We start from the raw sequence: 12,982 nt of genomic DNA on the forward strand, positions 1-12,982 counted from the left end.
AGGGGGATAACAAATGAAAGCAGTATTATTCGTAGGACACGGAAGCCGATTAGCTTCTGGAAACGAAGAGGTTATTCGTTTTATAAAAAATATGATTCCGATAATGGACGACTGCTTATTGATTGAAACATGCTTCTTGGAATTTGCCACGCCAAATATATCCCAAGGCATTGACAATTGTATAAAAAGAGGAGCCACTGAAGTTATCGTCATTCCGATTATTTTGCTACATGCAGGACATTCAAAATTACATATTCCAGCTGAAATAGAGGATGGAAGGAATAAATATCCAGCTGTTACATTCACATATGGACAAACGATTGGTGTTCACCATGAAGTATTGACGATTCTGACAGATCGCCTTGAGGAAGTTGGATTCGATACATCTTTGGAACACCCGGAGACAGCAATTTTGCTGATAGGTCGAGGTGGAAGTGACGCTGATGCAAATAGTGATATATATAAAATTTCACGATTATTGTGGGAAAAATTAAATGTGAAATGGGTCGAAAATGCCTTCATGGGTGTTACGGATCCGTTTGTTGATGAAGGCATTGAACGCTGTATTCGGTTAGGGGCAAAAAAAATAGTGATGCTTCCATATTTCCTCTTCACAGGTGTGTTAATGGAGAGAATGGAAAAGATGCTAACAGGCTATCAAGACCAATATTCAGAGCATGAATTTGTTTTGGCGAAATACTTTGGTTATCATCCAACATTACAAACCATACTGAAAGAACGTGTTATCGAAGCTAGCGAAGGAAGATCAAGTGGTACCCGTGATTTAGAAAACTATCGTAAACATGTCGAGGAACATGGTCATGCCCATCATCACCATCACCACGATCACGACCATGAACACGACCATGAACACGACCATGGACATGACCACCATGACCATGATGAGCAAGTGGTGGGGACGACAAAATGATTTTGTTCTTAGCAGGTACAAGCGATGCAAGGGAATTAGCGATTGAAATCCAACAGGTGGGATTCCAAGTTCTGGCAACGGTAGTGACCGAGTCGGCAGCGAAAAGTTTGCAAGATGCGAAGATAACAACTCGTATTGGACGATTAACTGCAACAGATATGGCATCTTTAATCATCGAAAAAGGCTTTCGAGCGGTAGTTGATGCAAGTCACCCATTTGCAGAAGAAGCATCTAAAAACGCTCTTCAGGCATCAAAGGAAGCAAATGTTCCTTATATTCGATATGAGCGTGAAAGTCAACGATTCCAGAATGAGAAATTGATTATGGTTCGTGATTATGCTGAAGCCGCCAAGCTTGCTGCTACAAAGCGGGGAGTTATTATGCTAACGACTGGTAGTAAAACCTTAGCGATTTTTGCTAAAGAGTTAGTAGGTTTGGAGAATACAAGAGTGATAGCGAGAATGCTCCCGCGCATTGATAATATGGAAAAATGTGCTCAGTTAGGGATTGAGCAAAAAAATATAGTCGCGGTTCAAGGTCCATTTTCAAAAGAATTGAACAAAGCGATTTACAATCAATATGGTGTCACGTTAATGATTACAAAAGAAAGTGGCAAGGTTGGATCTGTTGATGAGAAATTGGAAGCCGCATTGGAATGTGGAATTGAGACGATTATGATTTCTCGTCCCGATGTTGATTATAAAAATGTTCATTCCAATTTTAATCTGGTCATTGCCGATTTGAAAAAACAACTAAACGAAAAATAGGAGGAATATACGATGGATTTTAAAACAGATTTTAAACCCCTAACGGTTGATCCAGATAAAATTTATGATTATAGTTTTTCAATTATTGCTGAAGAAATGGGTAATCATGATTTTTCAGAAGATGAGTGGAAGATAGTTCGCCGTGTAATTCATGCATCAGCAGACTTTGAATTAGGAAGAAGCGTCATTATCCATCCAAATGCTATTCAAGCTGGTGTGGAAGCAATCCGCAAAGGAAGACATGTTATTGCCGATGTTCAAATGATAGAAAGCGGAACGGGGAAAAAACGTTTTCAAAAACATGGCGGGGATGTGCATTGTTATATTTCAGACCCTGATGTAATGGTTGAAGCAAAACGATTGAATACGACAAGAGCCATCATTTCGATGCAAAAAGCCGTAAAGGAAAATGAAGGCGGGATTTATGCCATTGGTAACGCTCCAACAGCATTATTAGAACTCATTCGTCTTATTAAAGAAGGGATTGCTAAACCAGACTTAATTATTGGTATGCCTGTTGGATTTGTTTCTGCCGCAGAATCAAAAGAAGAACTAGCAAAAATTACTGAAGTTCCTTTCATTACAAATGTTGGCCGAAAAGGCGGAAGTACTGTCACGGTTGCGGCATTGAATGCGATTTCCCTTTTAGCTGATTAGGTTAATCATGGAAAAGAAAGTCAAGAAAGATCCCTCCCAAATGCGGCATGGGTATACGACCGGGGCCTGTTCAACAGCAGTGACTAAAGCGGCATTGATCGCATTGATCACTGGTGATGCACTTGAGGAGGCAACGATTTCTTTGCCTATTGGCAGAGATGCTACTTTTACAATTGAGAAATATGATATAACGGAAAATTCAGTTAGTGCAGAAACAATTAAAGATGCTGGCGATGATCCGGATGCAACTCATCTGGCACATATAATTTCTACTGTCAGCTGGGCAGATACACCTGGCATCATCTTGGATGGAGGGATTGGTGTTGGTCGTGTGACCAAAGCTGGTCTTCCTGTTCCTGTCGGAAAAGCGGCAATTAATCCTGTGCCGCGCAAAATGATTTTAACAACCGTGCAACAAACATTAGAAGAATTTAAGGTTAATAGAGGTGTGAAAGTCGTTATATCCGTACCAGCAGGTGAAGAAATTGCGAAGAAAACATTAAACGGCCGGTTAGGGATTGTCGGTGGCATTTCCATTTTAGGAACAAGGGGCACCGTCGTTCCTTTTTCCAGTTCCGCATATATGGCAAGTATTGTCCAGGCGATTAGTGTTGCTAAAGCTGGTGGCTGTGATCATCTTGTCTTAACGACAGGTGGTCGCAGCGAAAAGTATGCAATGGGTCTTCTTGAGGGGTTACCTGAAGAAGCCTTTATTGAAATGGGTGACTTTGTAGGCTTCTCGCTAAAGCAATGCAAAAGACAGGGAATTAAAAAGGTATCTCTTGTCGGTATGATGGGGAAATTTTCGAAAGTTGCACAAGGTGTGATGATGGTGCATTCAAAAAGTGCACCAGTCGACTTCGGCTTTTTATCTGAAATTGCCCAAAGTGTCGGAGCAGATGATAACCTTGCTTTTGAAATTAAGAACGCAAACACCGCATCGCAAGTCGGTGATATGATGGCCGAGATTGATAACAAAGAATTCTTCAATAAACTTTGTGAAGCCTGCTGTCACTCAGGATTAAAGCAAGTGAAGGGCGGCATTGAAATGGAAACGGCGATTTATTCGTTGAAAGGACAATTACTAGGAAGGGCTGTTGGAATTGACTCAATCGATTAAATTAATCGGGATAGGAGATAACGGTCAAGAAAGCTTACTGCCTCAATATGCACAATGGATTGAAGAAAGTGAAGTGCTTATCGGCGGTGAGAGGGTCTTGTCCTTCTTCCCGAATTATCAAGGAAAGAAGATTGTCATAAAGGGCGGCATGAAAGCAGTTGTAGAACGACTACAGGAAGAGACTCGTCCAACGGTCGTTTTAGCTTCTGGTGATCCGCTATTTTACGGAATTGGCGGCTATCTTTCCAGCAAGATGAATATAGAAGTATACCCATATTTTAGTTCAGTTCAACTCGCTTTTGCCAAAATGGGTGAAAGCTGGCAAGATGCTTTCCTTGTTAGTGTTCATGGTCGAAGTATGAAAGGGTTGGCCCAACGGATCGATGGGAAAGCAAAAGTTGCATTGCTTACTGACGTTGAAAATAGTCCTAATCAACTTGCTAAATATCTTCTATCATTTGGTATGACAGAATATCGGGCATTTGTGGCGGAGAATCTTCAAGGAGAAAATGAAAATTCAGGATGGTATGAACTTGAAGAAATGATAGAGCGGGAATTCTCACCGTTAAATGTCGTCATTTTGAAAAAGATATCTGAAGGACCGAGCTGGTCATTAGGCATTGAAGATGAAGAATTTTCGCAGCGGAAGCCAGATAAAGGTCTCATTACCAAAAAGGAAATTCGAGTATTAAGCCTTCATGCGTTAAAACTTAAGAAAAACAGCATGGTCTGGGATGTTGGGACGTGTACGGGCTCAATGGGGATTGAAGCTGCGAAGCTCTCACCTGAAGGTCAAGTTTTTGCGATTGAAAAAAATGAGGCGGATTTAGAAAATTGTTTACAAAACCAACGTAAGTTTCGTACCGATTTAACGGCGATTCATGGAAAAGCACCGCAAGGCTTAGAAACGTTTCCTGATCCGGATGCCATTTTTATTGGTGGAACTGGCGGCGAAATGGTGGACCTCATCCAGACTTGCTGTAATCGGTTGAAAAAAGGAGGAAGGATTGTCCTAAATGCCGCTACGATAGAAAATCTCTACCGTGCGAACGAGGCTTTTGCAGAAGCAGGTTTTCAAACCTCCATCATGCATGCTCAAATTTCACGAAGCAAGCCTATTTTAGGAATGAACAGATTTGTACCACTGAATCCGGTTTATATCATTACTGCACAAAGAAAGGAAGACATGAATGAGTAATCTTGGTACATTATATGGTCTTGGCGTCGGTCCTGGAGATCCGGAGCTAATTACAGTAAAAGCGTTTCGAGTCATTCAGGAATCGCCAGTTATTGCGTATCCAAAAAAAAGAAAAGGTAGCAAAAGCTACGCCCATCGTATCGTAGAAGTATACATTCGGCCTGAGGAGAAGGAAATGCTCGGACTTGTTTTTCCGATGACGAAGGATCAAACGATTTTGGATCGGGAATGGAATGAAACAGTTGAGAAGGTTTGGCAAAAATTATATGAAGGTAAAGATGTTGCTTTCGTTACAGAAGGAGATCCGCTTTTATATAGTACGTTCATACATATGATGAAATTGATGCAGGAGTTGCATCCTGAAGTTGAGATTAAGACGGTACCAGGCATATCTTCGTTTAACGGGTCAGCTTCAAGATTGGGCATTGCTTTGGCAGATGGCGATGATCATGTTGCGATTATTCCTGCAAGAGATGATTATGAAGCGATGAAGAAGGCGATTGAAGATCATGATGCTGTAGTGTTCATTAAAGTCGCAAAAGTAATCGATTTAATGATAACTGTATTAAAAGATTTAGATTTGCTTGAAAAGGCTTCAGTTGTAACCAAAGTCACTTCCGATGAGGAAGTAATTTGGAACTTAAGTGAATTGGAAGGACTTGAACTAGAATACTTAACTTTGATGGTGGTGAGAAAGTGAAAATTTATATTGTAGGTGCTGGTCCAGGAGATCCGGATTTGATTACGGTAAAAGGATTGAATATTCTCCAAACGGCAGACGTTATTTTATATACGGATTCATTAGTAAATGAAGAATTGATTGCAAAGGCAAAACCTAATGCCGAGGTGCTGAAAACGGCTGGAATGCATTTGGAAGAAATTGTTGATGTTATGGTTGATCGTGTTAAAGCAGGAAAAATGGTAGCCCGTATTCACACAGGAGATCCTGCTATGTACGGTGCAATCATGGAACAAATTGTTCTATTGAAGAAAGAGGATATTGGCTATGAGGTGATTCCTGGTGTTAGTTCAGTATTTGCTTCAGCAGCAGCAATTGGCGCCGAGCTGACGATTCCTGATTTAACTCAGACACTTATTTTAACGAGAGCTGAAGGACGGACACCGGTTCCAGAATTTGAAAAATTACGAGATTTAGCGAGTCATCATTGTACGATTGCCCTTTTCTTAAGCGCAACCTTAACAAAAAAAATCGTCAAAGAACTCCAAACAGCGGGGTGGAAAGATGATACGCCTGTTGCAGTCATACAACGGGCAACATGGCCGGACCAAAAAATAGTCCGTACTACCTTAGTGAATTTAGATGAAGATATGCGTAAAAATGGAATCCGCAAGCATGCAATGATTTTGGCTGGATGGGCGTTAGACCCTAATATCCATGATAAAGGTGAATACCGTTCCAAACTATATGATGCGAGCTTTACCCACGGTTTCCGAAAAGGTGTCAAGCCATGATCATTGAATTAAAAGAAGAGGAACTTGCCCCCATAAAACGGTCACATACTTATGCAATCGTAGCGATTACAAAGCATGGTGTAGAACTAGCAAGAAAATTACACACTGTTTTTTCAAATTCTGATCTATATTACATGAGCAAGTTTGAAAAAGGGGATGAAGAGCACAGACAAATCCAGCTTTTTTCAGGAAGTGTCCGTATGCTGTTACCCGCTTTATTCAAGGAATATAAAGGAATCATTTTAATTATTTCACTCGGTGCCGTCGTCCGGATGATTGCTCCAATTTTGAAGGATAAAAAAACGGACCCAGGAGTTGTTGTCATTGATGACAAAGGGGAAAATGTTATCAGTGTATTGTCAGGACATCTTGGAGGGGCTAATGAGCTTACCAAGGAAGTTGCAGCAGCGCTTGATGCAAATCCAATTATTACAACTGCATCAGATGTCCAAAAAACGATACCTGTCGATTTATTCGGCCAGCGCTTTGGCTGGGTTTGGGATTCTGCTGAAAAATTAACGCCAGTGAGCGCGTCGGTTGTGAATGAAGAGCATGTTGCAATTGTTCAGGAGTCAGGTGAACGGAACTGGTGGACGTATGAAACAGCATTACCTGAACAAATAATCGTTTATCCGTCAATTGATGACGCCCTAAAAGCAAAGCCTCTAGCAGCCTTAGTTGTTACTCATAGGGAGCTTAGTCAGACGGAAAATAAGATTCTGGACAATGGTATTGTATTTCGTCCACAAGTCATTGTTCTTGGAATCGGCTGTAATCGAGGAACATCGGCCGTTGAAATTGAGCAGGTAATTGTGGAAACATTAGCGGAATTATCATTTTCCATAAAAAGTGTTAAAGCAATATGTACAATTTCAATAAAGAAAGATGAAATTGGTTTACTCGAAGTCATTCAAAAATACGGTTGGGAATTTGTGTATTTTGAACCGGAAGAACTTAATCAGGCTAAAATTGAAGCTCCGTCAGATACAGTATATAAATACACAGGTGCTTATGGCGTAAGTGAGCCGGCTGTTAGACTCTATACTGGAGCGGGACAATTGGAGCTGGTTAAGAAAAAATCGGGAAATGTCACCATTTCAGTTGGGATTATTCCTTTTTAAGGAAGGGAGCAGTATTTATGAGCGATAGAAGATTAGTTATTGCTGGTACCGGTAGCGGGGTCGGAAAAACGACATTGACCATCGGAATTATGGCAGCCCTCCAGAAGAAAGGGTATACCGTTCAAGGGTTTAAATGTGGTCCTGACTATATTGATCCAACCTATCATACAGCCGTTACGGGACGAACTTCACGAAATCTTGACAGCTGGATGTTTGAGCACGATATTGTCCGAGAAATACTTAACAAAGCGAGCGTTGGAGCGGATATCTCGATTATCGAAGGAGTCATGGGCTTTTTCGATGGAAAAAATCCTTTATCGAATACAGGGTCAACAGCTGAAATCAGCATGATTACTGAAAGTCCTGTCTTGTTAATTGTCAACTGTGCGAGTATGGCGCGTAGCGCAGCTGCGATTGTTAAAGGGTTTCAAGCATTTTCTACGGGCCCGAACATTATTGGAGTAATTGCCAATCAAGTGGGAAGTGAGGGGCATTACAAAATTGTCAAAGCAGCCATCGAGCAGGAATGCGATGTTCCAGTGATGGGGTATATGAAACGTGAGTTGGATATTGATATTCCTAGCCGTCATTTAGGCTTAATTCCTGCCATTGAACGAGGTGAACTTGAACCATTTTTCGATAAACTCGCTCATTTAGTCATGGAAACGATTGATATCGAACAGCTGTATCTCTTGGCTAAGACCAGCACCATTTCCGGTGGGAATTCAGGAATCTTTCAGTCTAGTAGCAAGAAAGACGTGTGCATCGCCGTTGCAAAAGATGCCGCCTTTAATTTTTATTATCAGGAAAACCTTGAGTTGCTTGAAGCAAAAGGAGCGAACATCAAGTATTTTTCTCCATTAAAAGGGGATGAAGTTCCGTTGGATGCGGATGGCTTATACCTTGGAGGCGGTTTTCCAGAAGAATTTGCAGATGAACTTTCTCGCAATGAAATTGCTATAAGATCCATCAGAAACGCCATTGAAAAGGGTTTGCCAACCCTAGCAGAATGTGGTGGATTCATGTTTTTGAGCAATTCTATTGAAACAACTTCTGGAGATAAGTATCCGATGGCAGGATTGATTCCAGGTAGGATCAAAATGCAGAAAAAGCTTGCGGCACTGGGATATCGTGAAATAACTGGAACCGAAAGCAATTTTTTAATTAAAGATTGTGAGCAGGCAAAAGGTCATGAATTCCACTATTCTACATTTGATCCAGATGATGTTCTTCCGCATGCTTACGAGGCCAAAGGTAGATTTGGTTCAAAAAAAGAAGGGTGCATAATAGGAAATCTGGTAGCTGGATATACCCATTTTCATTTTGCTTCCAATCCTAAACTTGTTGAGAATTGGATAGGTGCATGCTTAAAACAAAAAAACTGATAGGACAAGAAACATATCAACAATGAAAAGTTGTTTTTTGATAATAAGAGGAGGCAAGAGCATGAAACCGGGAAAGGTACATCTGGTCGGTGCGGGTCCCGGAGATCCGAAACTAATTACGGTTTATGGAATGGAATGTATACAAAATGCGGATGTCATTGCTTATGACAGGCTCGTCAATCCAAAACTATTAACCTATGCAAAAGAAAATGCAGAGCTTGTATATTGCGGGAAATCACCTGGAAGACATCATCTCATTCAAGAAGAAATTCATTCACTTTTGGTAGAGAAGGCCTTGCAGGGAAAAAATGTTACCCGCCTAAAGGGAGGAGATCCGTTTGTCTTTGGTCGGGGAGGAGAGGAAGCTGAGGTCCTGGCGGCTAATGGGATTGAATATGAAATAATCCCAGGAGTGACAGCGGGCATTGCAGCTCCAGCTTATGCCGGTATACCCGTTACCCATCGTGAACATGCGTCGAGTTATGCAATTGTGACCGGACATGGACGTGATTACAAGGGTCAAGACAACCTGAATTGGCAGGCATTGGCTCAAGGAATTGATACCATCGCCTTTTACATGGGAATTGGCAATATGCCATTTATCTGCGAACAATTGATAGAGCATGGTAGGGACGAAGAAACACCAGTGGCTGTCATTGAATGGGGTACAACAGATAAACAAAGGACGATAACTGGAACCTTGAATACGATTTCTATGCTTGCTATGAAAGAGGAAATTCAAAATCCGGCAATCTTTCTGGTAGGTGAAGTCGTTCAATTAAGAGAAAAAATCCAATGGTTTGAAAAAGTGATTGATTCAGAGTCTACGAGTGAAGGGAATGAGTCAAGATGTCTATCATTCAAGAATTGAAAGACCGCAGAGCCATACGGAACTATGAAGAAAAAGAAGTAGAAGATGAAAAAATCAGGCAGTTATTAGAAGCAGCTACATATGCCCCTAACGACCGACTACGTGAACCTTGGGGGTTTTATGTAATCAAAGGAGAAGCGAAGAAGCGCTACGAACAGTTGGCAGAAAAATATTTACATGAGCGTTTCCCGACCAAGCCGAAATTGATTGATAGTTCACTAGAAGTTGTAAAAACTACACCGCTTATCATTGTCGTAACCTCTGATATTTTGCCTGACGATCCGGAATCATCCGAGGACAATGTATTTGCCTCTTGTTGTGCTGTCCATTCGATGTGGCTTGCAGCAAAAGAACTAGGTCTTGGCTTTGTGTGGCGCACTAGAGGAGTAGGCCTTGTCAGAGATGAACGACTGCACGAATTTATCGGTTCACCGGAAAACAAAAAAGTAATCGGTACTATTTTTATCGGCTATCCTAAAAAAGATCAACCTGTTCCTGTTACTAAAAGAACTTCATACATAGAAAAAACAGTTTGGCTATGAAGGTAGGCGAATAAATTGGCGCGAAGAGGATTGTTTCTTATATATACCGGTAATGGGAAAGGGAAAACGACTGCCTCACTTGGTGTTACTTTACGGGCTATTGGGAGAGGCATGAACGTTAAATTTCTCCAATTTATAAAATCTCCAGAGCGTACATATGGAGAGGCATTGGCTTTAAAGAAATTAGGAGTTGAAATGGAACAACTCGGGATTGGGTTTACATGGACTAAAACACCACAAGAGCATCGGGAGGCACTAACAATAGCTTGGGAAAAAGCAAAACAGGCCCTTTGTGATCCTACAATCGATTTACTGGTTCTGGATGAGTTAAACAATGCGTTAGCGATTTCCAAGTTCCCGATTGGTGATGTCTTGCCATTAGATGAAGTAATTGATGCGATTCGTAATCGGCCCGCTCATATGCATTTAGTCGTTACTGGCAGGGATGCAAAACAGGAACTGATGGATTTGGCGGATTTAGTTTCTAATATTGATGCGACTAAGCATTACTATGAAGAAGGAATCGGCGCTGTCAAAGGATTAGAGTTTTAAGGGGTGAGACGAATGAAAGCAAGATCCATTATGATACAAGGGACGTCCTCTGATGTTGGGAAAAGTTTGATTTGTACGGCACTATGCCGGGTTTTTTCCAATAAAGGATTACGAGTCGTACCATTCAAATCTCAAAACATGGCTTTAAACTCGTATGTAACCTTAGATGGCGGTGAAATCGGCCGTGCTCAAGGTGTACAAGCCGAGGCGGCACGGATTACAGCAACCACTGATATGAATCCAATTCTATTAAAACCGAAGCAGGATATGGTTTCAGAAGTCATTGTGCATGGAAAACATTTTCTTGATATGGATGCAAAAAGCTATCGATATCAATTTGTCCAAGAGGCCATGCCCATCGTACGTAAATCGGTGGAAAAACTTCAGGACGAATATGACATTATCGTTCTTGAAGGAGCAGGAAGTCCAGCTGAAATCAACCTGAAGGACCGAGATATTGCAAATATGCGTATGGCCAAACTTGCAGATGCTTCGGTCATTTTGGTAGCTGACATTGATCGTGGTGGAGTTTTTGCGTCAATTATTGGAACACTTGCCTTATTGGATAAGGATGAACGCGAAAGTGTAAAGGGGATTATCATCAATAAATTTCGTGGCATGCGCGAGTTATTGGATGACGGCATTGAATGGGTGGAAAAAGAAACAGGGATTCCAGTTCTCGGTGTACTTCCTTATATAGACGTGAATATTGAAGCGGAAGATTCATTAGCACTATCTTCCTTACGCTTTAAAAAACCCAAAAAGGCTGAATTTCCAATCGATGTCGCCGTTTTAAGATTGCCTCGCATCTCCAATTTTACAGACGTGGATCCTTTCTTTGATGAACCGGGTGTAGGGGTCAGACTTGTAGGCAGTGTGCACGAATTAGGGAATCCTGACCTTCTTATCTTGCCTGGTACAAAAAATACGATGGAAGATCTAGAGTGGCTGAGAAGAGCAGGACTGGATAGGGCCATCCAAGATTTGCGTGAAAAAGGGACATTAATATTTGGGATATGTGGTGGATTTCAAATGCTGGGGACGAAGCTTTTCGATCCCGATGCAGTCGAGGGCTACGGAGAAAATGCAATAGGACTTTCTCTTCTTCCAGTACAAACTGTCTTTAATGCAGAAAAGAAAACGGTCCAAATGGAAGGTGTTCTTACTTCAGGGATCCTGGAAGTAGAAATGAATCTGACCGGTTTTGAGATCCATTTAGGGAGAACATCATTGGACTCTTCACTAGTAAGGCCATTTCTTTTATTGAAGGATGGAAGAGAGGATGGGGCTATTTCTGCAGACAACAAAGTCATTGGAACCTATCTTCATGGGATTTTCCATAATCGCTTGTTTACAAGAATGCTAGTTAATCAAATTCGAAGGTCAAAAGGATTGGATGAAGTGAAGGAAAATGTTCAAAGTGACTCAGAGCGAAGAGAAGAAGCTTATAACCTCTTGGCTTCACATTTGGAAGAAAATATAGATATGGATACTATCTATAAATGGCTGCGGTTTGAAACGATGGAAAGTTGAATAGTAGTCTCACCTTATCCATCAAGCTATCGTGAATTATTATCTAAAATAAAGCGCAATTCTTTCCATGTATCATGGACAGAGTTGCGCTTTTTTGTATATCGTAAGGATTCAAATGAACTAATATTCTTTCGTTTTTATATTATTTACTTCCGTGAAAATCACATTCACCATGAAATATAGGGTTAAACTTTCTTTTATTTAGTCATATTAAGTGACAGACATATACAAGATATGTTATGTTGGCTTCTCTACATACTTTATAGAATTAAAAGGATGAGGTGTTTGATATGAACAAAACAGAACTAGTGAGTAATGTGGCAGCACAAGCTGAACTAACAAAAGACGACGCTAAAAAAGTAGTGGATGCATTGTTTGAAACAATCACGACTACGCTTGCTAAAGAGGAAAAAATCCAATTAGTAGGATTTGGAACATTTGAAGTGCGCGACCGTGCAGCTCGTACAGGCAGAAACCCACAAACAGGTGAAGAAATTCAAATTGCAGCTAGCAAAGTACCCGCTTTTAAAGCAGGTAAGGAATTAAAAGAAGCTGTAAAATAAAATAAACATGTAGTGAAAAAAACTCTGGAGATGAGAAAAGTCTCCAGAGTTTCAGACTGTAGACAAACTCGATAATAATTGAGTTTGTCTACAGTCTTTTTAGGTTTTTAAAATTTGACCGTTGATTTCCACTCCAGGCACTCGCTTTCCGCGGGCGGTCCGGGAGCCTCCTCGGGCTTGCGCCTGCGGGGTCTCCCCTAGACGCGCTTTTCCCGCAGGAGTCTCGCACCTTCCGCTCCAATCAACTTTGTTATAAAATTTAGATAGAA

14 protein-coding genes are annotated in these 12,982 nt (G+C 41.1%); all 14 read left to right on the forward strand.

Going from position 1 to position 12,982, the window contains the following annotated elements:
- Positions 1-13 precede the first annotated feature (13 nt).
- The 14 genes from ACQKMR_RS20170 to ACQKMR_RS20235 all read left to right on the forward strand — a co-directional run bounded on the left by ACQKMR_RS20170 (position 14) and on the right by ACQKMR_RS20235 (position 12,713).
- The gene (locus tag ACQKMR_RS20170; RefSeq protein WP_427698909.1) at positions 14-931 is read left to right on the forward strand and encodes a sirohydrochlorin chelatase; all 918 of its coding nucleotides are present in this window, start codon (positions 14-16) and stop codon (positions 929-931) included.
- Positions 928-1,698: a precorrin-6A reductase gene (gene cobK, locus ACQKMR_RS20175; RefSeq protein ID WP_427698910.1), complete on the forward strand. Its 771-nt coding sequence runs from the start codon at positions 928-930 to the stop codon at positions 1,696-1,698. Before ACQKMR_RS20170 ends, cobK begins: the two co-directional genes overlap by 4 nt.
- Before the next feature lie 12 nt (positions 1,699-1,710).
- Positions 1,711-2,355 (forward strand): precorrin-8X methylmutase, encoded by a 645-nt coding sequence (locus ACQKMR_RS20180; RefSeq protein WP_427698911.1) that lies wholly within the window; start codon positions 1,711-1,713, stop codon positions 2,353-2,355.
- 7 nt (positions 2,356-2,362) lie between these two features.
- Positions 2,363-3,475, forward strand: coding sequence for a cobalt-precorrin-5B (C(1))-methyltransferase (locus tag ACQKMR_RS20185; protein WP_427698912.1), 1,113 nt, complete (start codon positions 2,363-2,365; stop codon positions 3,473-3,475).
- Complete coding sequence (gene cbiE, locus ACQKMR_RS20190) at positions 3,459-4,673, forward strand: precorrin-6y C5,15-methyltransferase (decarboxylating) subunit CbiE (RefSeq protein ID WP_427698924.1); 1,215 nt, start codon at positions 3,459-3,461, stop codon at positions 4,671-4,673. Before ACQKMR_RS20185 ends, cbiE begins: the two co-directional genes overlap by 17 nt.
- Complete coding sequence (gene cobI, locus ACQKMR_RS20195) at positions 4,666-5,373, forward strand: precorrin-2 C(20)-methyltransferase (RefSeq protein ID WP_053345849.1); 708 nt, start codon at positions 4,666-4,668, stop codon at positions 5,371-5,373. The genes cbiE and cobI overlap by 8 nt, the downstream gene beginning before the upstream one ends.
- Complete coding sequence (gene cobM, locus ACQKMR_RS20200; protein ID WP_427698913.1) at positions 5,370-6,146, forward strand: precorrin-4 C(11)-methyltransferase; 777 nt, start codon at positions 5,370-5,372, stop codon at positions 6,144-6,146. Before cobI ends, cobM begins: the two co-directional genes overlap by 4 nt.
- On the forward strand, positions 6,143-7,267 hold the full coding sequence (locus ACQKMR_RS20205) for a cobalt-precorrin 5A hydrolase (protein ID WP_427698914.1): 1,125 nt from the start codon (positions 6,143-6,145) through the stop codon (positions 7,265-7,267). The genes cobM and ACQKMR_RS20205 overlap by 4 nt, the downstream gene beginning before the upstream one ends.
- A gap of 17 nt (positions 7,268-7,284) precedes the next feature.
- A complete protein-coding gene (locus ACQKMR_RS20210; protein WP_427698915.1) occupies positions 7,285-8,652 on the forward strand; it encodes a cobyrinate a,c-diamide synthase in 1,368 nt (455 codons plus the stop codon).
- Between the two features lie 61 nt (positions 8,653-8,713).
- Positions 8,714-9,523 carry a uroporphyrinogen-III C-methyltransferase gene (gene cobA / locus ACQKMR_RS20215; protein ID WP_427698916.1) on the forward strand — a complete coding sequence of 270 codons (810 nt, stop codon included), beginning with the start codon at positions 8,714-8,716 and terminating at the stop codon, positions 9,521-9,523.
- Entirely contained in the window at positions 9,502-10,065 is a 564-nt protein-coding gene (locus ACQKMR_RS20220) for a nitroreductase family protein (protein ID WP_427698917.1), read from the forward strand. Before cobA ends, ACQKMR_RS20220 begins: the two co-directional genes overlap by 22 nt.
- A gap of 15 nt (positions 10,066-10,080) precedes the next feature.
- Entirely contained in the window at positions 10,081-10,617 is a 537-nt protein-coding gene (locus tag ACQKMR_RS20225; protein WP_427698918.1) for a cob(I)yrinic acid a,c-diamide adenosyltransferase, read from the forward strand.
- A gap of 12 nt (positions 10,618-10,629) precedes the next feature.
- Complete coding sequence (locus ACQKMR_RS20230; RefSeq protein WP_427698919.1) at positions 10,630-12,150, forward strand: cobyric acid synthase; 1,521 nt, start codon at positions 10,630-10,632, stop codon at positions 12,148-12,150.
- 290 nt (positions 12,151-12,440) lie between these two features.
- Positions 12,441-12,713 carry an HU family DNA-binding protein gene (locus ACQKMR_RS20235; RefSeq protein WP_427698920.1) on the forward strand — a complete coding sequence of 91 codons (273 nt, stop codon included), beginning with the start codon at positions 12,441-12,443 and terminating at the stop codon, positions 12,711-12,713.
- Positions 12,714-12,982: the final 269 nt, after the last annotated feature.

This window comes from Peribacillus sp. NPDC096540 (assembly GCF_050278525.1).
GTDB lineage: Bacteria > Bacillota > Bacilli > Bacillales > DSM-1321 > Peribacillus.